The sequence below is a fragment of the Pseudomonas sp. SYWMCR5 genome (genome assembly GCF_057197165.1).
Window position 1 is genome coordinate 239737 of the sequence record NZ_JBXUNH010000007.1, and the last position, 22052, is coordinate 261788.

Annotated in this window: 17 protein-coding genes and 2 tRNA genes; 16 read left to right on the plus strand and 3 right to left on the minus strand. The window is 61.0% G+C overall.

Annotated features, from left to right (window positions below):
• Positions 1-4: 4 nt before the first annotated feature.
• From rlmE to AC2CGW_RS19440, 16 genes are all read left to right on the plus strand, one after another.
• Positions 5-631, plus strand: coding sequence for a 23S rRNA (uridine(2552)-2'-O)-methyltransferase RlmE (gene rlmE, locus AC2CGW_RS19365; RefSeq protein WP_054892618.1), 627 nt, complete (start codon positions 5-7; stop codon positions 629-631).
• Between the two features lie 202 nt (positions 632-833).
• Positions 834-2741 (plus strand): ATP-dependent zinc metalloprotease FtsH, encoded by a 1908-nt coding sequence (gene ftsH / locus AC2CGW_RS19370; protein WP_186669402.1) that lies wholly within the window; start codon positions 834-836, stop codon positions 2739-2741.
• 8 nt (positions 2742-2749) lie between these two features.
• Entirely contained in the window at positions 2750-3601 is an 852-nt protein-coding gene (folP, locus tag AC2CGW_RS19375; RefSeq protein WP_484574457.1) for a dihydropteroate synthase, read from the plus strand.
• A gap of 17 nt (positions 3602-3618) precedes the next feature.
• Positions 3619-4959 carry a phosphoglucosamine mutase gene (gene glmM, locus AC2CGW_RS19380; RefSeq protein WP_186711621.1) on the plus strand — a complete coding sequence of 447 codons (1341 nt, stop codon included), beginning with the start codon at positions 3619-3621 and terminating at the stop codon, positions 4957-4959.
• A gap of 66 nt (positions 4960-5025) precedes the next feature.
• On the plus strand, positions 5026-5781 hold the full coding sequence (tpiA, locus tag AC2CGW_RS19385) for a triose-phosphate isomerase (RefSeq protein WP_484574458.1): 756 nt from the start codon (positions 5026-5028) through the stop codon (positions 5779-5781).
• A 4-nt stretch (positions 5782-5785) separates the two neighbouring features.
• Complete coding sequence (secG, locus tag AC2CGW_RS19390; protein ID WP_054892613.1) at positions 5786-6178, plus strand: preprotein translocase subunit SecG; 393 nt, start codon at positions 5786-5788, stop codon at positions 6176-6178.
• A 21-nt stretch (positions 6179-6199) separates the two neighbouring features.
• Positions 6200-6285 (plus strand) — tRNA-Leu (locus AC2CGW_RS19395).
• Between the two features lie 98 nt (positions 6286-6383).
• A tRNA-Met gene (locus AC2CGW_RS19400) sits at positions 6384-6460 on the plus strand.
• Between the two features lie 130 nt (positions 6461-6590).
• Entirely contained in the window at positions 6591-7049 is a 459-nt protein-coding gene (gene rimP, locus AC2CGW_RS19405; protein ID WP_186669410.1) for a ribosome maturation factor RimP, read from the plus strand.
• A 59-nt stretch (positions 7050-7108) separates the two neighbouring features.
• Complete coding sequence (gene nusA, locus AC2CGW_RS19410) at positions 7109-8590, plus strand: transcription termination factor NusA (RefSeq protein ID WP_186669412.1); 1482 nt, start codon at positions 7109-7111, stop codon at positions 8588-8590.
• Positions 8591-8617: 27 nt separating this feature from the next.
• Complete coding sequence (gene infB, locus AC2CGW_RS19415) at positions 8618-11155, plus strand: translation initiation factor IF-2 (RefSeq protein WP_186669413.1); 2538 nt, start codon at positions 8618-8620, stop codon at positions 11153-11155.
• A 118-nt stretch (positions 11156-11273) separates the two neighbouring features.
• On the plus strand, positions 11274-11672 hold the full coding sequence (gene rbfA, locus AC2CGW_RS19420; RefSeq protein ID WP_054892610.1) for a 30S ribosome-binding factor RbfA: 399 nt from the start codon (positions 11274-11276) through the stop codon (positions 11670-11672).
• 3 nt (positions 11673-11675) lie between these two features.
• Entirely contained in the window at positions 11676-12593 is a 918-nt protein-coding gene (gene truB / locus AC2CGW_RS19425; RefSeq protein WP_065861581.1) for a tRNA pseudouridine(55) synthase TruB, read from the plus strand.
• 151 nt (positions 12594-12744) lie between these two features.
• Complete coding sequence (gene rpsO, locus AC2CGW_RS19430) at positions 12745-13014, plus strand: 30S ribosomal protein S15 (RefSeq protein ID WP_029613930.1); 270 nt, start codon at positions 12745-12747, stop codon at positions 13012-13014.
• A 258-nt stretch (positions 13015-13272) separates the two neighbouring features.
• Positions 13273-15378: a polyribonucleotide nucleotidyltransferase gene (pnp, locus tag AC2CGW_RS19435; protein WP_186669414.1), complete on the plus strand. Its 2106-nt coding sequence runs from the start codon at positions 13273-13275 to the stop codon at positions 15376-15378.
• A 263-nt stretch (positions 15379-15641) separates the two neighbouring features.
• Complete coding sequence (locus AC2CGW_RS19440; RefSeq protein WP_186669415.1) at positions 15642-15995, plus strand: BON domain-containing protein; 354 nt, start codon at positions 15642-15644, stop codon at positions 15993-15995.
• A 96-nt stretch (positions 15996-16091) separates the two neighbouring features.
• Here AC2CGW_RS19440 and AC2CGW_RS19445 read toward each other — a convergent pair whose 3' ends face one another.
• Genes AC2CGW_RS19445 through acs form a run of 3 tightly spaced genes read right to left on the minus strand, consistent with a single transcriptional unit; the run spans position 16092 to position 21939 of the window.
• The gene (locus tag AC2CGW_RS19445) at positions 16092-19073 is read right to left on the minus strand and encodes a DUF748 domain-containing protein (protein ID WP_484574459.1); all 2982 of its coding nucleotides are present in this window, start codon (positions 19071-19073) and stop codon (positions 16092-16094) included.
• A gap of 31 nt (positions 19074-19104) precedes the next feature.
• Entirely contained in the window at positions 19105-19974 is an 870-nt protein-coding gene (locus AC2CGW_RS19450) for an oxygenase MpaB family protein (protein ID WP_186711783.1), read from the minus strand.
• A gap of 30 nt (positions 19975-20004) precedes the next feature.
• Positions 20005-21939, minus strand: coding sequence for an acetate--CoA ligase (acs, locus tag AC2CGW_RS19455; protein ID WP_186711782.1), 1935 nt, complete (start codon positions 21937-21939; stop codon positions 20005-20007).
• Between the last annotated feature and the right edge of the window lie 113 nt (positions 21940-22052).

Here is a 22052-nt window from a genome sequence, read left to right on the forward strand (position 1 = left end):
CCCCGTGGCGCAGCGTTCCAAAAGCAGCCATAACTGGCTGAGAGAGCATTTCAACGATCCTTTCGTCAAGCAGGCGCAGAAGGATGGCTACCGCTCGCGTGCGAGCTACAAACTGCTGGAGATCCAGGAAAAGGACCGCCTCATCCGCCCCGGCATGAGCGTGATCGACCTTGGCGCAGCACCGGGCGGCTGGTCGCAGGTGACCAGTCGTCTGATTGGTGGGCAAGGGCGTCTGATTGCCTCCGATATCCTGGAAATGGACTCGATCCCTGACGTGACCTTCATCCAGGGCGATTTCACCCAGGACTCGGTGCTCGAGCAGATTCTCCAGGCGGTCGGCGATTCACATGTGGACCTTGTGATTTCCGATATGGCCCCCAATATGAGTGGTACGCCCGCTGTGGACATGCCGCGCGCCATGTTCCTCTGCGAGCTCGCCCTGGACCTGGCAACCCGTGTGCTCAAGCCCGGCGGCGACTTCCTGATCAAGATTTTCCAGGGAGAAGGCTTCGATGTGTACCTCAAGGATGTGCGCAGCAAGTTCGACAAGGTGCAGATGCGCAAGCCGTCGTCCTCTCGGGATCGCTCCCGTGAACAGTACTTGCTGGCCAGGGGGTACAAGGGCGAGTGACTGTGGAAGGGCGGGGTGCCGATAGTTATTTCCAATCGGCCGCGGCCTCTGGATCGTCCGAACTTCGTGTAGTCTAGGTTTCACAAAGGGTTACAGACGGTGCCTGCGGATGCGCAGGTAATGTAGTAAGTTAGGGCGGTGAATATCATGCGAGGCACGGCTGCGTCGTGCGCCGACCTCAGAGGGTAGCTAATTGAACGACATGGCAAAGAATCTGATCCTGTGGTTGATCATCGCGGCTGTCCTCGTGACGGTGATGAACAACTTCTCCAGCCCTAACGAGCCGCAGACCCTCAACTATTCCGACTTCATCCAGCAGGTCAAGGACGGTAAGGTCGAGCGCGTGACCGTCGACGGCGCCGTCATCACCGGCAAGCGTACCGATGGCGACAACTTCAAGACCGTTCGTCCGGCCATCGCCGATAACGGCCTGATCGGTGATCTGGTCGACAATCACGTCGTGATCGAAGGCAAGCAACCCGAACAGCAGAGCATCTGGACCCAGTTGCTCGTTGCCAGCTTCCCCATCCTCGTGATCATCGCCGTGTTCATGTTCTTCATGCGCCAGATGCAAGGCGGTGCAGGTGGCAAGGGCGGGCCGATGAGCTTCGGCAAGAGCAAGGCGCGCCTGCTCTCCGAAGACCAGGTGAAAACCACACTGGCCGATGTCGCCGGTTGCGATGAAGCCAAAGAAGAAGTCGGCGAACTGGTCGAATTCCTGCGTGACCCGGGCAAGTTCCAGCGCCTGGGTGGTCGTATCCCGCGTGGCGTGCTGATGGTTGGCCCGCCCGGTACCGGTAAGACCTTGCTGGCCAAGGCCATCGCCGGTGAAGCGAAAGTGCCGTTCTTCACCATTTCCGGTTCCGATTTCGTCGAAATGTTCGTCGGTGTCGGTGCCAGCCGTGTCCGTGACATGTTCGAGCAGGCGAAGAAACACGCGCCGTGCATCATCTTCATCGATGAGATCGACGCCGTCGGTCGCCACCGTGGCGCCGGCATGGGTGGTGGTCACGACGAACGCGAGCAGACCCTGAACCAGTTGCTGGTCGAGATGGATGGCTTCGAGATGAACGATGGCATCATCGTCATCGCTGCCACCAACCGACCTGACGTGCTCGACCCGGCGCTGCTGCGTCCCGGTCGCTTCGACCGCCAGGTGGTGGTCGGCCTGCCGGATATCCGTGGTCGTGAGCAGATCCTCAAGGTGCACATGCGCAAGGTGCCGGTCGGCGAGAACGTCAATGCCGCCGTCATTGCCCGTGGTACCCCAGGCTTCTCCGGTGCCGACCTTGCCAACCTGGTCAACGAGGCGTCGCTGTTCGCTGCTCGTGCCAGCAAGCGCCTGGTCGAGATGAAGGAGTTCGAACTGGCCAAGGACAAGATCATGATGGGCGCCGAGCGCAAGACCATGGTCATGTCCGAGAAAGAGAAGCAGAACACGGCCTACCACGAAGCGGGTCACGCTATCGTTGGTCGTGTCGTGCCTGAGCACGACCCGGTGTACAAGGTTTCGATCATTCCGCGCGGTCGTGCGTTGGGTGTGACCATGTTCCTGCCCGAGGAAGACCGTTACAGCCTCTCCAAGCGCGCGCTGATCAGCCAGATCTGCTCGCTGTACGGCGGCCGTATCGCCGAGGAGATGACCCTGGGCTTCGACGGCGTCACCACGGGTGCGTCCAATGACATCATGCGTGCCAGCCAGATCGCACGGAACATGGTCACCAAGTGGGGCCTGTCCGAGAAGCTCGGTCCGTTGATGTACGCCGAAGAAGAGGGCGAGGTGTTCCTCGGTCGCAGTGCTGGCAGCCAGCACGCCAGCGTCTCCGGTGAGACTGCCAAGCTGATCGATTCCGAAGTGCGCAGCATCATCGATCAGTGCTATGCCACTGCCAAGCAGATTCTCACCGACAACCGCGACAAGCTTGACGCGATGGCCGAGGCCCTGATGAAGTACGAAACCATCGATGCCGACCAGATCGACGACATCATGGCGGGCCGCACGCCGCGCGAGCCGCGCGACTGGGACAACGATGCCGGCACCTCCGGCAACCAGGCCTCCCAGGGCGATCGCCCCGAGTCGCCGATCGGTGGTCCGGCGGCTCAACACTAAGGGTTCATATGACCTATCAGCAGTACCCGACCCGGTTGCCTTGCGGCAACCGGGTTCTTGATTTGTCCCGTACCCATGTCATGGGTATTCTCAATGTCACCCCTGACTCATTCTCCGACGGCGGTCGCTTCAATCGCCGTGACGAGGCCCTGCGCCATGCCGAGGCCATGGTCGCGGCGGGTGCCACGCTTATCGACGTTGGTGGCGAGTCCACCCGCCCCGGTGCTCGCGCAGTGTCGCCCGTCGAGGAGCTGGAGCGGGTCGCGCCGATCGTCGAGGCGATCAGCAGTCGCCTCGATGTCATCATCTCTGTCGATACCTCTACGCCTGCGGTGATGCGCGAGACGGCTCGGCTCGGTGCCGGGCTGATCAACGATGTGCGCGCCCTGGAACGCGATGGCGCGCTGGACGCTGCAGCGGACACCGGCCTGCCGGTATGCCTGATGCACATGCGTGGTGAGCCGGGTAACATGCAGGACAATCCACGATATGACGATGTCACCGAGGAGGTGGCTAGCTATCTGGAACGGCGCATGGCTGCCTGCGCGGCAGTTGGCATCGGTGCAGAACGAATCATTCTTGATCCGGGTTTCGGGTTCGCCAAGAACCTGGCGCACAACCTGAGCCTGTTCAAGCATATGGAAGTACTCAACCGCCTTGGGCGGCCGCTGCTGGTGGGCGTCTCGCGCAAGAGCATGATCGGCCAGGCGCTGGATCGTCCGGTCGGCGAGCGGCTGTACGGCAGTCTCGCGCTCGCGGCATTGGCCATGACCATGGGAACGAGCATTCTGCGCGTGCATGATGTGGCCGAGACTGTCGACGTGGTGCGCATGATCGCTGCGGTACAGAGCGCCGAATAAGAACGTTTGGAGTTTCTATGAGCAGAAAATACTTTGGTACCGATGGTATCCGTGGCCGCGTTGGCGAATATCCGATCACTCCCGACTTCATGCTGAAACTCGGCTGGGCGGCAGGCATGGCCTTCCGCAAGCAGGGCAACTGCCGCGTTCTGGTGGGCAAGGATACCCGTATCTCCGGCTACATGTTCGAGTCTGCGTTGGAGGCCGGCCTCTCGGCCGCCGGTGCCGACGTGATGCTTCTCGGGCCCATGCCGACCCCGGCCATCGCCTACCTGACCCGCACCTTCCATGCCGAAGCGGGTATCGTCATCAGTGCTTCGCACAATCCGCATGATGACAATGGCATCAAGTTCTTCTCGGGTAACGGTACCAAGCTGCCAGACGAGGTCGAGTTGATGATCGAGGAACTGCTCGATCAACAGATGAGCGTGGTTGAGTCGAGCAAGTTGGGCAAGGTTTCTCGAATCAATGACGCCGCGGGCCGTTACATCGAGTTCTGCAAGAGCAGCGTGCCCAGCAGCACTGATTTTGCAGGCCTCAAGCTGGTCGTCGATTGCGCACATGGCGCCACCTACAAGGTCGCTCCCAGCGTGTTCCGCGAGCTGGGCGCCGATGTCACCGTGCTGCACGCCCAGCCTGACGGTTTGAACATCAACGAGGGCTGTGGTTCTACGCATATCGAGTCGCTGCAGGCGGCCGTGCTGGTGGGGCATGCCGATCTGGGTATCGCCTTCGATGGCGATGGCGATCGGGTGCTGATGGTCGATCACACCGGGGCCATCGTCGACGGTGACGAACTGCTGTTCATCATTGCCCGTGACCTGCAGGAGCGTGGCAAGCTGCAGGGTGGGGTGGTTGGCACGCTCATGAGTAACCTGGGTCTGGAGCTGGCGTTGAAGGACCTCGATATTCCGTTCGCACGCGCCAAGGTCGGTGATCGCTATGTCATGGCCGAGCTGCTTGAGCGCGAATGGCAGCTTGGTGGCGAGAACTCCGGCCATGTGGTGTGCTGCAACCACACCACCACAGGCGATGCGATCATTGCGGCGCTGCAGGTGCTGATGGCGCTCAAACGTCGTGGCGAAAATCTTGCCCAGGCCCGTCAGGCAATTCGCAAATGCCCGCAGGTACTGATCAATGTCCGGTATGCCGCCGGCAGCGCCGATCCGCTGGAAAACCCAGCCGTGCAGGAAGCCAGTGCCAAGGTGACCGAGGCAATGGCAGGTCGTGGTCGTGTGTTGCTGCGCAAGTCCGGGACCGAACCGCTGCTGCGGGTGATGGTCGAGGGTGACGACGAAAATCAGGTGCGCAGCCACGCCGAAGCCTTGGCCAAGGTCGTTGCAGAAGTTTGTGCCTGAAAGATGCTTGCCAGCGTGATTCTGGTTGGGTAAGATCTGCGCCCACTTTGACCGACGAGGTAGAGCATGCGTCGCCCCATGGTAGCTGGTAACTGGAAGATGCACGGTACCCGCGCCAGCGTCGCTGAGCTGAGCCTGAGCCTGAGTAATCTGGCTCTTCCGAGTAGTGTCGAAGTTGCGGTGTTTCCACCGTCGCTGTTCATCAATCAAGTTGTTGATGCGCTGAAGGACAAAGGAATCATCGTTGGAGCACAGAATTCTGCAGTACAGCCCGAGCAGGGTGCGCTGACGGGTGAAGTTGCACCCAGTCAGTTGGCCGACGTCGGTTGCAAGTTGGTCTTGATTGGTCACTCGGAACGCCGCCAGATCATTGGTGAGTCGGACAAAGTGCTGAATCGCAAGTTTGCAGCTGCACAGGCAAGTGGTTTGAAGCCGGTGCTTTGCGTAGGGGAAACCCTCGAGGAGCGCGAGGCTGGCAAGACGCTCGAAGTTGTAGGGCGTCAACTAAGCAGTGTTATCGATGCATTCGGTATCAGTGCTTTTGCCAATGCAGTAATTGCCTATGAGCCTGTATGGGCCATTGGTACTGGTTTGACGGCCTCGCCTCAGCAAGCTCAGGATGTGCATGCTGCCATCCGTGCTCAGCTGGCGGCGCAGGACGCCGAAGTTGCAGCGAATGTGCAACTTCTCTACGGCGGTAGCGTGAAGGCGGCCAATGCGGCCGAACTGTTCGGCATGCCGGATATTGATGGGGGGCTCATTGGTGGAGCATCCCTGAACGCAGACGAATTCGGTGCAATTTGTCGCGCCGCAGGAAACTGAACATATGCTGGAAACAGTCGTAGTTGTTTTTCATCTGTTGGCTGCGCTGGCGCTGGTAGCGCTGGTTCTGATGCAACAGGGTAAAGGTGCGGAAGCAGGTGCATCTTTCGGCGCAGGTGCTTCAAATACTGTGTTCGGAAGCCAAGGTTCTGCTACCTTCCTGAGTAAATTTACTGCTATACTTGCTGCCACTTTCTTTTTGACTGCACTTGGGTTAGGATACTTCGCCAAGCAGCAGGCACACCAGCTGACTCAAGCCGGTTTGCCAGATCCAGCGGTGCTGGAAGTCAAAGAGCAAAAGCCGGCAGTAAATGATGATGTACCGGTGCTCCAGGAACAGAAGAGTGAAGCCGCCCCAAAAGGTGATGTCCCTCCTCCTACCGAAGAGCAGAAGTAACGGGTTTCAAGATGTAATATTGCCGAGGTGGTGGAATTGGTAGACACGCAACCTTGAGGTGGTTGTGCCCATAGGGTGTAGGGGTTCGAGTCCCCTTCTCGGTACCAATTGAAGCATGAGAGCCCGCTTTAGCGGGCTTTCTTGCAGGTGGAGGTCGGATTGACCCTGCAGAGGGTTCGGTCTTATACTTTCGCCCCAGCTTTGTCGCGGGGTGGAGCAGCTTGGTAGCTCGTCGGGCTCATAACCCGAAGGTCGTTGGTTCAAATCCAGCCCCCGCAACCAGCTTCAGCGGAGCCCCTTTTCAGGGGCTTTTTGCTAGCTGAACAGTTCTTCGCGTCGTTGTTCAACGGCGCTTTCAGGGATGGGCGCTTCGCCCATTTTTTATTTGCACAGCATGCACGAGGGGGTTCAGGTGTCGAGCAAGCTAGAACAGTTGCAGGCCTTGTTGGCCCCGGTTGTCGAGGGTCTGGGCTATCAGTGCTGGGGGATCGAATACGTTTCCCAGGGTAAGCATTCGGTACTGCGCATCTACATCGACAAGGAAGACGGGATCCTGGTGGACGACTGCGAAGCGGTCAGCCGTCAGGCCAGTGCGATTCTTGATGTGGAAGATCCGATCAGCAGTGAATACACCCTCGAGGTGTCCTCTCCAGGCATGGATCGCCCGCTGTTCACTCTGGAACAGTTTGCTTCGCATGCCGGCGAACAAGTGAAGATCAAGCTGCGTACGCCCTTCGAGGGGCGTCGCAACTTCCAGGGCCTTCTCCGCGGTGTGGAGGATCAGGATGTGGTGGTCCAGGTGGACTCCAACGAATTCCTGCTGCCGATCGACTCGATCGACAAGGCCAATATTATTCCCAGTTTTGACTGAGACGTGCCGGGCCCGGCGGACATTCCGGGTCTAATGGCTTGCGCAAGGCGAGGCGTACGATGAGCAAAGAAGTACTGCTGGTTGTTGAATCGGTATCCAACGAAAAGGGTGTACCGCCCGGCGTCATTTTCGAAGCGCTGGAAGTGGCCCTGGCCACTGCAACCAAAAAACGTTTTGAGGACGAAGTCGACCTGCGTGTGGAAATCAACCGCCACACCGGTAGCTACGAGACGTTCCGCCGTTGGACCGTGGTCGATGAAAACGACCTTGACGATCCGGCGATCGAAACCTGGCTGGACAAGATCAAGGACACTCACCCCGAAGCCAAGATCGGTGATGTGATCGAAGAGAAGATCGAGTCGATCGAGTTCGGTCGTATCGCCGCCCAGACCGCCAAGCAGGTCATCGTGCAGAAGGTCCGTGAGGCCGAGCGCGCACAGGTGGTCGATGCCTATCGCGAGCGTGTTGGCGAAATCATCTCCGGCACCGTCAAGAAAGTCACCCGTGACAACGTCATCGTCGACCTGGGCAACAACGCCGAGGCGCTGTTGGCCCGCGAAGACATCATCCCGCGTGAGACTTTCCGTGTTGGCGTGCGCCTGCGTGCCCTGCTCAAGGAAATTCGCACCGAGAACCGCGGTCCGCAACTGATCCTGTCGCGTACCGCACCGCAGATGTTGATCGAGCTGTTCCGCATCGAAGTACCGGAAATCGCCGAAGGCCTGATCGAGGTGATGGCAGCGTCCCGTGATCCGGGTTCGCGCGCCAAGATCGCCGTGCGCTCCAAGGACAAGCGTATCGACCCGCAAGGCGCCTGCATCGGCATGCGTGGTTCGCGCGTTCAGGCTGTCTCCGGTGAACTGGGTGGTGAGCGTGTGGATATCGTCCTGTGGGACGAGAACCCGGCGCAGTTCGTCATCAACGCCATGTCGCCGGCTGAAGTCGCGGCGATCATCGTCGATGAAGATGCCCATGCCATGGACATCGCCGTTGCCGAGGACAACCTGGCCCAGGCCATTGGCCGTGGCGGTCAGAACGTTCGCCTGGCCAGTCAGCTGACTGGCTGGACCCTGAACGTGATGACCGAGAAGGACATCCAGGCCAAGCAGCAAGCCGAAACAGGTGACATCCTGCGTAACTTCATCGAGGAACTGGAAGTCGACGAAGAGCTGGCACAGGTGCTGGTCGACGAAGGCTTCACCAGCCTCGAAGAAATTGCTTACGTACCGTTGGAAGAAATGCTCAACATCGATGGCTTCGACGAGGAAATCGTCAACGAGCTGCGTGCTCGTGCCAAGGACCGTTTGTTGACCAAAGCCATCGCTACCGAAGAAAAACTGGCAGACGCCCATCCGGCCGAAGACCTGCTCTCCCTCGAGGGCATGGACAAGGATCTGGCGGCGGAACTGGCGGTGCGCGGCGTGGTTAACCGCGAAGACCTGGCCGAGCAGTCGATCGACGACCTGCTCGACATCGACGGCATCGACGAAGAGCGTGCCGGCAAGTTGATCATGGCCGCCCGAGCCCACTGGTTCGAGTAATTAGGCGCGGCCTGAGGAGAGAAGTGCATGACGCAAGTCACGGTGAAAGAACTGGCCCAAGAGGTCGAGGCACCGGTAGAGCGCCTGCTGCAGCAGATGCGTGAGGCAGGTCTGCCGCACACCGACGCCGGTCAGGTAGTGACCGACAATGAGAAGCAGGTTCTGCTGACTCATCTGAAAAGCAGCCACAAGAGCAAGGCGGAAGAGCCACGCAAGATTACCTTGCAGCGCAAGACCACCAGCACCCTGCGTGTCGCCGGTAGCAAGAGCATCAGCGTAGAAGTACGCAAGAAGAAAGTATTCGTACAGCGTAGCCCGGAAGAGATCCAGGCCGAGCAGAAGCGTGAGGCTGAAGAGCGCCGTGCTGCGGAAAACGCTGCGCGTGAGAAGGTCGAGGCCGAGACTCGCCAGCGCAACGAAGAGCAGGCTCGCCGTCAGGCCGCCGAAGCTCCGGTTGCAGCGACTGCTCCACGTGCCGAGCCGGCTCCGGTTGCTGCCGAGCCTGTCGTGGCCGACGCCCCGGTGTCCGACGACGCCGCTGTACGTGCCGCCGAGCGCAAGAAGGACGAAAACCGTCGCAACGAAAACCGCACCCGTGACGACGACCGTCGTGGCGCCGGTGGTGAGCGTCGCGGTGAAGCCCCTCGCGTTTCGATCAAGGTCAAGGTCAAGGAGAAGGAAAAGGCTCCGACTCCGCGCGCTGCACCGCGCACCACTGACGAAGAGAGCGATGGCGCACGTCGTGGCCGTGGCGGCAAGAGCAAACTGAAGAAGCGTAACCAGCACGGCTTCCAGAGCCCGACCGGCCCCGTCATCCGTGACGTCAGCATCGGCGAGACCATCACCGTCTCCGAGCTGGCTCAGCAGATGTCGGTCAAGGCTGCCGAAGTCGTCAAGTTCATGTTCAAGCTGGGTACTCCGGTCACCATCAACCAGGTGCTCGACCAGGAGACCGCTCAACTGGTCGCCGAAGAGCTGGGCCACAAGGTCACCCTGGTCAGCGATACCGCCCTGGAAGATTCCCTGGCCGAATCGCTGAAGTTCGAAGGTGAAGTCGAGTCCCGTGCGCCGGTCGTGACCGTCATGGGCCACGTCGACCACGGCAAGACTTCGCTGCTCGACTACATCCGTCGTGCCAAGGTTGCCGCTGGCGAAGCCGGTGGTATCACCCAGCACATCGGTGCCTACCACGTGGAAACCGACCGCGGCATGGTCACCTTCCTCGACACCCCAGGCCACGCTGCGTTTACGCAAATGCGTGCCCGTGGTGCCAAGGCTACCGACATCGTCATCCTGGTGGTGGCGGCGGACGACGGCGTGATGCCACAGACCCGTGAGGCGGTTCAGCACGCGAAAGCTGCTGGTGTTCCGCTGGTGGTCGCAGTGAACAAGATCGACAAGCCGGGTGCCGACCTCGATCGCATCCGCAACGAACTGGCCGTCGAAGGCGTGACCTCCGAGGACTGGGGTGGTGACACTCCGTTCGTCAAGGTTTCGGCGAAGATGGGCACCGGTGTCGACGAACTGCTCGAAGCTGTCCTGCTGCAGGCCGAGATTCTCGAACTGACCGCTACCCCGACCGCACCTGGTCGTGGCGTTGTCGTCGAGTCGCGTCTGGACAAGGGCCGTGGTCCGGTAGCCACCATCCTGGTTCAGGACGGCACGCTGCGTCAGGGCGACATGGTTCTGGTCGGCTCCAACTATGGCCGCGTACGTGCCATGCTCGACGAGAACGGCAAGCCTGTGAAGGAAGCCGGCCCGTCGATCCCGGTCGAGATCCTCGGCCTGGATGGCACTCCGGAAGCCGGTGACGAGCTGTCCGTGGTCGCTGACGAGAAGAAGGCACGTGAAGTCGCGCTGTTCCGTCAAGGCAAGTACCGCGAGGTCAAGCTGGCCCGTGCTCACGCCGGCAAGCTGGAAAACATCTTCGAGACCATGGGTCAGGAAGAGAAGAAGACCCTCAACATCGTCCTCAAGACCGACGTGCGCGGCTCTCTGGAAGCACTCCAGGGCTCGCTCGGCGGCCTGGGCAACGACGAAGTTCAGGTACGCGTCATCGGTGGCGGCGTCGGTGGTATCACCGAGAGCGATGCCAACCTGGCGCTGGCTTCGAATGCAGTACTGTTCGGCTTCAACGTGCGTGCCGATGCCGGTGCGCGCAAGATCGTCGAGCAGGAAGGTCTGGATATGCGTTACTACAACGTGATCTACGACATCATCGAAGACGTCAAGAAAGCACTGACCGGCATGCTCGGCAGCGATGTTCGCGAGAACATCCTGGGTGTCGCCGAAGTGCGTGATGTGTTCCGTTCGCCGAAGTTCGGCGCCATCGCTGGCTGTATGGTCATCGAAGGTACCGTGTACCGCAACCGTCCGATCCGCGTACTGCGCGAGGACGTCGTGATCTTCGAAGGCGAGCTGGAATCGCTGCGTCGCTTCAAGGACGACGCCGCCGAAGTGCGTAACGGCATGGAGTGCGGTATCGGCGTGAAGAGCTACAACGACGTCAAAGTCGGCGACAAGATCGAAGTCTTCGAGAAAGTCCAGGTTGCCCGTACCCTGTAAGGGATGGGCGCGGCCCAGGCCCCGTCGCAAGGCGGCTGGCTGGGCCTCTGAAGGTAACGCCCGGTCAGGCACACCCGCCTGACCGGGCGTTTGCCGCTTTAAGATACAGGTAGCAAAAATGGCAAAAGAATATAGCCGTACCCAACGCATCGGCGATCAGATGCAGCGCGAGCTGGCCGAGCTGATCCGCCGTGAAGTCAAGGATCCACGCGTGGGCCTGGTGACCATCACCGCGGTCGACGTCAGCCGTGATCTTGGCCACGCCAAGGTCTTCATCACCGTGATGGGCCAGGACGACGCCGACGCAGTGCCCCAGACCCTCAAGGCGCTCAACAGTGCCGCCAGTTTCCTGCGCCTGCACCTCGGCCGGGCGATGCAACTGCGCAGTGTTCCACAACTGCATTTCCACTTCGATGAAAGTGTCAGCCGGGGTGTTCATCTCTCGGCACTGATCGAGCGTGCGGTGGCCGAAGATCGCCTGCACAAGGATGCTGACGAGCTGGACACCAAGGAGTAAGCGGTGGCCCAGGTCAAACGTATCCGTCGTAACGTCAGTGGTATCATCCTGCTCGACAAGCCCTTGGGGTTCACCTCCAATGCAGCCTTGCAGAAAGTCCGCTGGCTGCTCAATGCAGAAAAGGCCGGCCATACCGGCAGCCTCGACCCACTGGCCACCGGTGTGTTGCCGCTGTGCTTTGGTGAGGCGACCAAGTTTTCGCAGTACCTGCTCGATTCCGACAAGGGCTACGAAACCGTCATGCAGCTGGGGCAGACTACCAGCACAGCGGACGCCGAAGGCGAGGTGCTGCAGACTCGCGAGGTGACCGTTGGTCGCGCCGATATCGAAGCCGCGATCCCGCGTTTTCGCGGTGAGATCCGCCAGGTGCCGCCGATGTACTCGGCGCTCAAGCGTGACGGCCAGCCGCTTTACAAATTGGCGCGTGCAGGAGAGGTAGTGGAGCGCGAGGCGCGTTCTGTTACTATTAACCGCTTGGAGTTGCTCGAGTGCGAAGGCACCCGTGCGCGCCTCTCGGTCGGCTGCAGCAAAGGCACCTATATCCGCACGTTGGTCGAGGATATTGGTGAGGTGCTGGGCTGTGGTGCCTATGTCGCAGAACTGCGTCGCACCCAGGCCGGGCCTTTCGCCCTGGCACAGACCGTGACGCTCGAGGAGCTCGAGCAGGCGCATGCCGAAGGTGGCAACGAAGCACTCGATCGCTTCCTCATGCCGTCCGACAGCGGGCTGCAGGACTGGCCGCTGGTGCTGTTGTCCGAGCACAGCGCGTTCTACTGGCTGCACGGTCAGGCAGTGCGAGCACCGGACGCGCCGCAGTTCGGCATGGTCCGGGTACAGGATCACAATGGCCGCTTCATCGGTATCGGTGAAGTGAGCGAAGACGGGCGCATTGCGCCGCGTCGACTGATTCGGTCGGAATGACCGAAACCACAGGGCAGGGCTTCGGTCATGCGCTGTGGAACCGAGGATGGCTGTCAGTAGGCACGGTCAGACCTCTTTTTATTAATACAGGGATTTCAGTCCCTGGCCTATTGGACCCCGCTTGCGGGATCCGTTTATCAGGAGAAGCCAAATGGCCCTCAGCGTTGAAGAAAAAGCTCAGATCGTTGCCGATTACCAGCAAGCCGCCGGCGATACCGGTAGCCCGGAAGTGCAGGTTGCTCTGCTGACCGCCAACATCAACAAGCTGCAAGGCCACTTCAAGGCCAACGAAAAAGACCACCACTCCCGTCGTGGTCTGATCCGTATGGTCAACCAGCGTCGTAAGCTGCTGGATTACCTGAAGGGCAAAGACACCACTCGTTACAGCGCCCTGATCGGTCGCCTGGGCCTGCGTCGCTAATAGCGGCCTGGCAGTGGTGTGCATGGCGTGTCGCATGCTTGGGGAGCGCTGCTTGTCAGCGCTACCCTTGGACACGCCACGCGTATCTCCGAGGTTGGCAGCCTGATGCCGTCGAGCGATTTTTTCGCAAGACGCCCAGGCTCCCAGCCTCGTGTTGTATCTGGACGGTCAACGGAGTCGACACTCCCTTCCGCCCAAGAATTCGCAAGATCCCAGTTTTCCCAGTTCCCCCAAGAGCCACTGAAAAGGTAGGAAACCGTGAACCCGGTAATCAAGACGTTCCAGTTCGGTCAATCGACCGTCACTCTCGAAACGGGCCGCATTGCCCGTCAGGCCACCGGCGCCGTGCTGGTCACCGTCGACAACGATGTCACCGTGCTGGTGACCGTGGTCGGTGCCAAGCAAGCTGATCCAGGCAAGGGCTTCTTCCCGCTGTCCGTGCACTATCAGGAAAAGACCTACGCCGCTGGCAAGATCCCTGGCGGTTTCTTCAAGCGTGAAGGCCGTCCTTCCGAGAAAGAAACCCTGACCTCGCGTCTGATCGACCGTCCGATCCGCCCGCTCTTCCCCGAAGGCTTCATGAACGAAGTGCAGGTCGTCTGCACCGTGGTTTCCACCAGCAAGAAGACCGATCCGGACATCGCTGCGATGATCGGTACCTCGGCTGCCCTGGCCATCTCCGGCATTCCGTTCGAAGGCCCGATCGGCGCTGCCCGCGTTGCCTTCCACGAAAGCACCGGCTACCTGCTGAACCCGACCTACGAGCAACTGGCTGCCTCGAGCCTGGACATGGTCGTTGCCGGTACCTCCGACGCCGTACTGATGGTCGAATCGGAAGCCCAGGAGCTGACCGAAGACCAGATGCTGGGCGCCGTGCTGTTCGCCCACGACGAATTCCAGGCTGTGATCCAGGCCGTCAAGGAACTGGCCGCCGAAGCCGGCAAGCCAACCTGGGACTGGAAACCTGCCGTCGCCAACACCGCACTGTTCGACGCTATCCGCGCCGAGTTCGGTGAAGCCGTATCCCAGGGCTACACCATCACCGTCAAGGCCGACCGCTACGCGCGCCTGGGCGAGCTGCGCGACCAGGCCGTCGCCAAGTTCTCCGGTGAAGAAGGCCAGCCATCGGCGAGCGAAGTCAAAGACATCTTCGGCGAAATCGAGTACCGCACCGTTCGCGAAAACATCGTCAACGGCAAACCGCGTATCGACGGTCGTGACACCAAGACCGTGCGTCCGCTGAACATCGAAGTCGGTGTTCTGCCTAAGACCCACGGTTCGGCGCTGTTCACCCGTGGAGAAACCCAGGCCCTGGTCGTTGCCACCCTCGGCACCGCCCGTGACGCCCAGCTGCTGGACACCCTCGAAGGCGAGAAGAAAGACCCCTTCATGCTGCACTACAACTTCCCGCCGTTCTCGGTAGGCGAGTGTGGTCGCATGGGCGGTGCTGGCCGTCGTGAAATCGGTCACGGCCGTCTGGCACGTCGCTCGGTCCAGGCCATGCTGCCTGCTCCCGACGTATTCCCGTACACCATCCGTGTCGTTTCGGAAATCACCGAATCCAACGGTTCGAGCTCCATGGCTTCGGTCTGCGGCGCTTCCCTGGCCCTGATGGACGCTGGCGTTCCAATGAAGGCGCCGGTTGCCGGTATCGCCATGGGCCTGGTCAAGGAAGGCGAGAAATTCGCGATCCTGACCGACATCCTGGGGGATGAAGACCACCTGGGCGACATGGACTTCAAGGTTGCCGGTACCGCCAAAGGCGTGACCGCGCTGCAGATGGACATCAAGATCAACGGCATCACCGAAGAGATCATGGAGATCGCCCTGGGCCAGGCCCTGGAAGCGCGCCTGAACATCCTCGGCCAGATGAACCAGATCATCGGTCAGTCGCGTACCGAACTGTCGGCCAACGCCCCGACCATGATCGCGATGAAGATCGACACCGACAAGATCCGTGACGTCATCGGTAAAGGCGGCGCCACCATCCGCGCCATCTGTGAAGAAACCAAGGCCTCGATCGACATCGAAGACGACGGCTCGATCAAGATCTTCGGCGAAACCAAGGAAGCGGCAGATGCTGCCAAGCAGCGCATCCTGGGCATCACCGCAGAAGCCGAGATCGGCAAGATCTACGTTGGCAAGGTCGAGCGTATCGTCGACTTCGGCGCCTTCGTCAACATCCTGCCTGGCAAGGACGGTCTGGTGCACATCTCCATGCTCAGCGATGCGCGTGTAGAGAAGGTCACCGACGTGCTGAAAGAAGGTCAGGAAGTCGAAGTACTGGTACTGGACGTGGACAACCGCGGCCGTATCAAACTGTCGATCAAGGACGTCGCCGCTGCCAAGGCATCGGGTGTCTAAGCCTTATCGGCCCTGATGAAAAGGACCTCTTCCGAGGTCCTTTTTTTATGTGCGCAGAAAAACCTGTCGGACTTGCATCTTGCATGCAGGTTTTTCGCCGGGCTTGCAAATTGCACGACACCAACAAGATAAATGTTTTCGTAAGTCATTGTTTTTAAAGGAATCAAGCGAAGCGGAAAAACTGGCACAGCCCCTGCAACTACCTTCATACCTGCAGCCAGGAACCACGGCGCAGATCTTTCGAATAAACAGGAGTGACCCACATGAAGAAGTTTGCCATTGCTGCCGCTACTGCTACCGCCCTGACTCTGTCCATGGCTAACGGCGCATTCGCCGCAGAGGCTACCCAAGCTCCAGTGATGCTGGCTTCCAACCAACCGGTGGCCGATGCCAAGCAAGAAACCTCGGACACCTGGATCACCACCAAGGTCAAGGCTGATCTGCTGACTGAAAAAGGCATCCCGGGCAGCGATATCAAAGTTGAAACCAGCCACGGTGTTGTCTCCCTGTCTTCGGACACGAAGGTCACCCCATCGCAGAAAGAAGCCGCGGTGAACATCACCAAGAAGATCAAAGGCGTGAAAGACGTAACTGCTGAAGCGCTGAAAACCGAATAAGGATTGTCCCGTCGGTCAGAAGGATCTGGCCACCCAAAGAGAAAGCCCCGGCATCTGCCGGGGCTTTCTCTTTGCGCATCTGAAATCGTTCAGGGATTACTCTGCGTCAAGATGCATCGGGGTGATCACTCGCCCGTCGCTTTCGGCCTGCCCCAGGCTGGTATCGATGAAGTACACCCGGTCATCCTCCAGCTTGCCCTTGTCTACCAGGTAGTCCTTGATGCTGCTCGCCCGATCCTGGCCGAGGTTGCGCAGCAAGGCCGCGCTTTCGGCCCAGGATTTGATCACCGCCTCGCGCAGCTTGGTGGTGCGTTCGTCGCGGCTGAGCTTTTCCCATTCCGCAGGTGGCTGCTGCTTGAGACGGGTGCGGTAGATGCCCTCGAGCATGGCCGGCTTGTCGCTGTCGTCGACCACCAGCATCGAGGCATTGGCCGGCACCTTGTCGCCGCGACGCTGCAGGATCTTGTACCAGGTCGTCTGGTACTCGCGCTCCAGGCGTTGCTGGGCGATCAATGGGCCGTCGCTGCTCTGCGCGCTCGTACCTTCGATCTCCAGGCGCAGTTCCGGCCGCTGTTGCAGGGCCGAGGCCAGCTTGTCCAGGGCCGACTGGGCCTCGCTGCTGAGGTCGCTGGAACCGGGAGCGAAGGATACGTTGCCCAGATCTTCCGAACCGCCACCGGCAATCAACCCGCCGATGAACTTGAACGGCGCCTGCGCTGCACGCAGCACCAGGTTGCGCAGGGTCTGCCAGACGATCGGCATGACGCTGAACTGCGGGTTGTTGAGATCGCCCGTGACAGGCAGCTCGATGGAGATCTTGCCCTCGGTATCCTTGAGCAACGCGACAGCGAGGCGAATAGGCAGGTCAACGGCATCGGGGCTGTCGACTTTTTCACCCAGTTGCAGTTGCTCCACCACGACCTTGTTCTCGGCCTTGAGCTGACCCTTGGTGATCACATAGTGCAGGTCGAGATTCAGGCGTCCCTTGCGGATCCGGAACCCGGCGAACTTGCCGGAGTAGGGCGTCAGGGTGGTCAGTTCGACGCGCTTGAAGCTGGTGGCGATGTCGAGGCTGGCCATCGGGTCGAACGGATTCAATGCGCCCTTGATGGTCACCGGCGCGTAGCGATCGACCTTGCCTTTGACGTCAACCTTCGCCGGCAGCGGCTTGCGGTTGTCGATGGTGCCGATCTGGCCGTTCAACTGTTGCACGGCGGTGGCGAAGTTGGGCGTCAGTGTCAGGTCGGCGAAGTTGGCCGAGCCATCGTTGATATCGATCTGGCCGATTCGGATGCCCAGCGGCTTTTCATTGCTGGCTGTGGCCGGTTTCGCTTGGCTGGCGGCTGGTCCGTCAGCAGGTTGCGGGATGAGAAGGTCGTCGACACTGGTGGTGCGGTCTTCGTTGATGATGAAGCGCGCGTAGGGCTGCAACAGGGTGACCTTGTCGATCGACAGGGCATCGCCGTGCACATAGGACAGCCCATCGACGTTCACCTGCTGCCATTTCACGAAGTCGCGCCCCTTGATCGTGTCGAGGGTGTGCAGTTGGTTGACCTGGGCCTTGCCCGCCACGCTGAAGGCCAGTGGCTCGGTGCCCTTGAGGTCGACCTTGAGATCGCTGGCGAGCATGCCGCTGCGCAGCTCCAGGCGAATGAACGGGCTGATGTAGGCCTGGGCTACGCGCAGGTCGATGTCGCGGGTACTGACGTCCAGCTTGGCGGTGACCGGTGCCAGGTTGACCTGGCCGGCAGCCTGCAGCTTGCCTTGGCGGCCAACGCCGGTGTCGAGCTTGAGCGTGAAGGGCGACTTGTTGAGGCTGTCAAAGCCTTGCATGTCCAGGTTGAGCGGCCCGACATCGAGCGCTACGGGCTCTTTCTGGCTGCGGTCGGCCAGGTGAATCATGTAGTTGCGTGCCTGAACATCCTTGAGCAGTACCTGCCAGGGTTTGCTGGGCTGCTTGGCGGCGTTCTCCTCAGGGGGCGGCGCTGCGGTGGCGGGCTCGGCCTTTTCCTTGGGGGTGGCTTTGGCGGGCTGACTGGCGAAGAGTTTCTGCCAGTCGAGCTGGCCGTCACGTTCGAGGGCCGCCCAGGTTTCGAGTTTTTCGCTGCGGATCTTGCCGACGGTCACCAACTGCTTGGCCAGGTCGATGGAGGTTTCGCTGACCTCAAGGCTGGCCAGGCGCGCCAGCGGGCGGCCGTCGGGCGCCTTGATGGCGAAGGGCGCGACGCGCACGGAGGCGTTATCGAGCAGCAGCTCGGTTTCCTTGGACAGGTTCAGTTTGTAGTGGGTATCGAGGCTGAGCACGCCGTCTTCCAGCACCAGCGGTACGGCATCACGTACGTAGGGCCAGAACAGCTTCATCTTGCTGTCGGTGATCTTCAGCGTGCCTTCGGAGGTGATGGGCGACAGGCTCAGGTTGCCGCTCCAGTCGATACGCCCGCCGTTGGGGCCATTGGCGACCAGCGTCATGTCGGCGCTGTCGTCCGGCAAGGTGCTGAGGTTCTTCAGTTCGAGGTTCATCGAGTCGTAGAGGAACTCGATGGGTTCGCTCGGGCGTAGGTCCTGGAAGTGCAGGTAGCCTTCGTTGAGCTTGATGCTGGCGATCCGCAGCGGGAACGGATCGCTCGGCGGCTCGTCCGGTTTTGGCTCGCTCGGCGGCAGCTTGAACAGCTGACTGAGGTTGAGGCTGCCGTCCTTGGCGAACAGCAGCTCGGTGCGCGGCTTGTCCAGCTCTACCGCGTCCAGGTGCAGGGCGCCGCTCCATAGGCTGTCGAGCGAGAGGTTGGCGTAGAGGCGTTCGAAGGCCACCTGCTCCTTGCCCGGCTCGCCGATCTGCAGGCCCCACAACGTCAGCTCGAGGCTGAACGGGTTGAACTCGATACGCTGCAGGTGCGCCGGCACGGTGGCGTACTGCGCCAGTTGCTGGTTGGCGATGCGCAGGCCCACACCGGGAAGAATGAAGAAGCCAAGCAGGCTGTACAGGGCCACGATGGCCAGCAAGGCGCCAATGGCGCGATTCAATCCTTTGGGCATGTGCGGCGTCGTCTGTCTCGAGCGGAGGTGCTTGGAGTATGGCACGTCAAATCAGTTCCGATACATCGGATAACTCTCAGACAAGCCCCATCCGCCGTCGAGCCCGATGCGCCGAGCCGTCGCGCATGGCCCAGCGCAGCACGGGCGCCGCACGCTCTACGCCCAGACGTACCAGGCGCCGTTGCAGCGTGCTCTGGTGCTGACCGAGCATGACGCTGGCCCAATCGGGCAACAGGTCGATACCTGCGTGCAGCATCAGCTTGCCCACAGGCTCTGCCAGGCGACTGGGCGCCGGGGCTTCGAGCAGGATGTCGACCACTTCCAGGCTGCGAGCATCACAAAGCAGTTGTGCGCGCATGTGCTGCAGGTAGTCGTCCACCTGGCGGCATGAGCGCGGGACGTTGCGGGCGCCCAGGCGTTCTGCGATCAAGGCGATCTCGTCGTAGTAGGCGTCCTGGTCGGCCACTGACAATCGCGGGTTGCGGTAGCGCAGGTGAGCGGCGAGAAAACTGCTGACCTCGGCCACGTGTACCCAGGTCAGCAGGTCCGGGTCGCTGGCGGCGTAATGACGCCCATCGGGAGCGGTGCCGACCACCTTGAGGTGGATGGTGCGGACCTTTTCGATCAGCCATTCGGCATCTCGGGTCGAGCCGAAGGTGGTGCCTGAGATGAACTGGCTGGTGCGGCGCAGTCGGCCGAGCAGGTCTTCGCGAAAATTCGAGTGATCCCAGACCCCGGCCAGTGCCAGCGGATGCAACAGTTGCAGCATCAGTGCGCTGATGCCGCCGATCAGCATGCTGGGGAAATCACCATGTACTTGCCAACTGACGCTTTGTGGGCCGAACAGGCCCGGGTCGCCTTTGGGGGACTCCAGGTCGAGCTGGCCGAGGGCCAGCCCGGTGAGGCTCATGACCTGGGTTTCGATGCGGCGACGTAAGGCTTCCATGGCGACCTGTGCTGGCCGCTTGGCGGCCGTCTATTGGTTGAGGCGTGTGTCGATGAGGCCCTGGACCACGCTGGGATCGGCGAGGGTCGAGGTATCGCCGAGGTTGTCCAGCTCGTTGCAGGCGATCTTGCGCAGTATACGCCGCATGATCTTGCCCGAGCGGGTCTTGGGCAAGGCCGGTGCCCACTGGATCAACTCGGGTTTGGCGAAACTGCCGATCTCTTTGCTGACCAACGCCAGCAGCTCGGCCTTGAGCGCATCGTTTGGGGTGATGCCATTCATCGTGGTGACGAAGGCATACACGCCCTGGCCCTTGAGGTCGTGGGGGTAACCGACCACCGCAGCCTCGGCGATGCTGTCATGCAGCACCAGCGCACTCTCCACCTCGGCGGTGCCGATGCGATGGCCGGATACGTTGATCACATCGTCGATACGCCCGGTGATCCAGTAGTCGCCGTCGGCATCGCGGCGTGCGCCATCGCCGGTGAAGTAGTAGCCGGGCATGGGCTTGAAGTAGGTGTCGACCATCCGCTGGTGATCAGCATAGACGCTGCGGATCTGCCCTGGCCAACTGGCCTTGATCGCCAGCAGGCCGGCGCCGGGGCCTTCGATCAGCTTGCCTTTTTCGTCCAGCAGCACCGGTTGCACACCGAACATCGGTTGCGTGGCGCAGCCGGGCTTGAGACGTGGTGTTCCGGGCAGCGGGGTGAGCATGATGCCGCCGGTTTCGGTCTGCCACCAGGTGTCGACGATGGGGCAGCGCTTTTGCCCGACGGCTTCGAAATACCATTCCCAGGCTTCAGGGTTGATCGGCTCGCCGACGCTACCGAGCAGGCGCAGGCTCTCGCGCGAGGTGCCCTGCAACGGTTTGTTGCCTTCGCGCATCAAGGCGCGCAGCGCTGTGGGCGCGGTGTAGAAGATGTTCACCTGATGTTTGTCGACCACCTGCCAGAAGCGCGAGGTGTCCGGGTAGTTGGGCACGCCTTCGAACATCAGCGAGATGGCACCGTTGGCCAGCGGGCCATAGACAATGTAGCTGTGGCCAGTGACCCAGCCGACGTCGGCTGTGCACCAGAAGACTTCGCCGTCGCGGTAATCGAATACCACCTTGAACGTCATCGTCGCCTGCAGCAGGTAACCTGCCGTGCTGTGCAGCACGCCCTTGGGTTTGCCAGTACTGCCGGAGGTGTAGAGGATGAACAGCGGGTCTTCGGCGGCCATTGGTTCGGGGGCGCAGTCGTCGCCTGCGCGCTCGGTGGCCTCGTGGTACCAGAGGTCGCGTCCTTCGCTCCAGGCCACATCACCCCCGGTGCGCTTGACCACCAGCACGCTGCTGACATTCGGGCAACTGGCCAGGGCTTTGTCGACGTTCTGCTTGAGAGGGATGCGTTTGCCGCCACGCACGCCTTCGTCGGCAGTGATCACCGTGCGACAGTCGGCATCGAGGATGCGGTCGCGTAGGGCATCGGGGGAGAAACCGCCGAACACCACCGAATGAATGGCGCCGATTCGCGTGCAGGCGAGCATGGCGTAGGCGGCTTCGGGGATCATCGGCATGTAGATGCAAACCCGGTCGCCTTTCTTCACGCCGCGTGCTTTCAGGGCGTTGGCCAGGCGGCAGACCTGGCGATGCAGTTCGCGGTAGGTGATCGGTTTGGCGTCTTTCGGGTCATCGCCTTCCCAGAGCAGGGCGGTCTGCTCGCCACGCTTGTCGAGATGACGGTCGATGCAGTTGTAGCTGACGTTGAGCTGGGCGCCCTCGAACCAGCGTGCGGTGCCGGTCTTGAGGTCGCACTGTTGCACGCTCGACCAGGGTTTTATCCAGTCCAGGCGCCTGGCCTGCTCGGCCCAGAAGGTATCGGGGTCATCCACCGACTGGCGGTAGAGGCGGCGGTAATCTGCATCGGAGAGTTCGGCGGCCTGGCTGGCGGCCAGGGCCTCGGGGTAGTCGCGGATATCGAACATGGCGGGTGGTCCTGCTCTTGTCGGAGGGACTTCAACGGCTATTCGATGGACAGTGTAGCTGGAACTGTTGTTCAACCTGTGCTGGCCTCTTCGCGGGCGAGCCCGCTCCTACA

Excerpts from the sequence above, each read along its gene's own strand:
- ftsH (WP_186669402.1), top strand. The coding sequence starts at position 834 with ATGGCAAAGAATCTGATCCTGTGGTTGATCATCGCGGCTGTCCTCGTG.
- folP (WP_484574457.1), top strand. The coding sequence starts at position 2,750 with ATGACCTATCAGCAGTACCCGACCCGGTTGCCTTGCGGCAACCGGGTT.
- glmM (WP_186711621.1), top strand. The coding sequence starts at position 3,619 with ATGAGCAGAAAATACTTTGGTACCGATGGTATCCGTGGCCGCGTTGGC.
- tpiA (WP_484574458.1), top strand. The coding sequence starts at position 5,026 with ATGCGTCGCCCCATGGTAGCTGGTAACTGGAAGATGCACGGTACCCGC.
- secG (WP_054892613.1), top strand. The coding sequence starts at position 5,786 with ATGCTGGAAACAGTCGTAGTTGTTTTTCATCTGTTGGCTGCGCTGGCG.
- nusA (WP_186669412.1), top strand. The coding sequence starts at position 7,109 with ATGAGCAAAGAAGTACTGCTGGTTGTTGAATCGGTATCCAACGAAAAG.
- infB (WP_186669413.1), top strand. The coding sequence starts at position 8,618 with ATGACGCAAGTCACGGTGAAAGAACTGGCCCAAGAGGTCGAGGCACCG.
- rbfA (WP_054892610.1), top strand. The coding sequence starts at position 11,274 with ATGGCAAAAGAATATAGCCGTACCCAACGCATCGGCGATCAGATGCAG.
- rpsO (WP_029613930.1), top strand. The coding sequence starts at position 12,745 with ATGGCCCTCAGCGTTGAAGAAAAAGCTCAGATCGTTGCCGATTACCAG.
- AC2CGW_RS19440 (WP_186669415.1), top strand. The coding sequence starts at position 15,642 with ATGAAGAAGTTTGCCATTGCTGCCGCTACTGCTACCGCCCTGACTCTG.
- AC2CGW_RS19450 (WP_186711783.1), bottom strand. The coding sequence starts at position 19,974 with ATGGAAGCCTTACGTCGCCGCATCGAAACCCAGGTCATGAGCCTCACC.
- acs (WP_186711782.1), bottom strand. The coding sequence starts at position 21,939 with ATGTTCGATATCCGCGACTACCCCGAGGCCCTGGCCGCCAGCCAGGCC.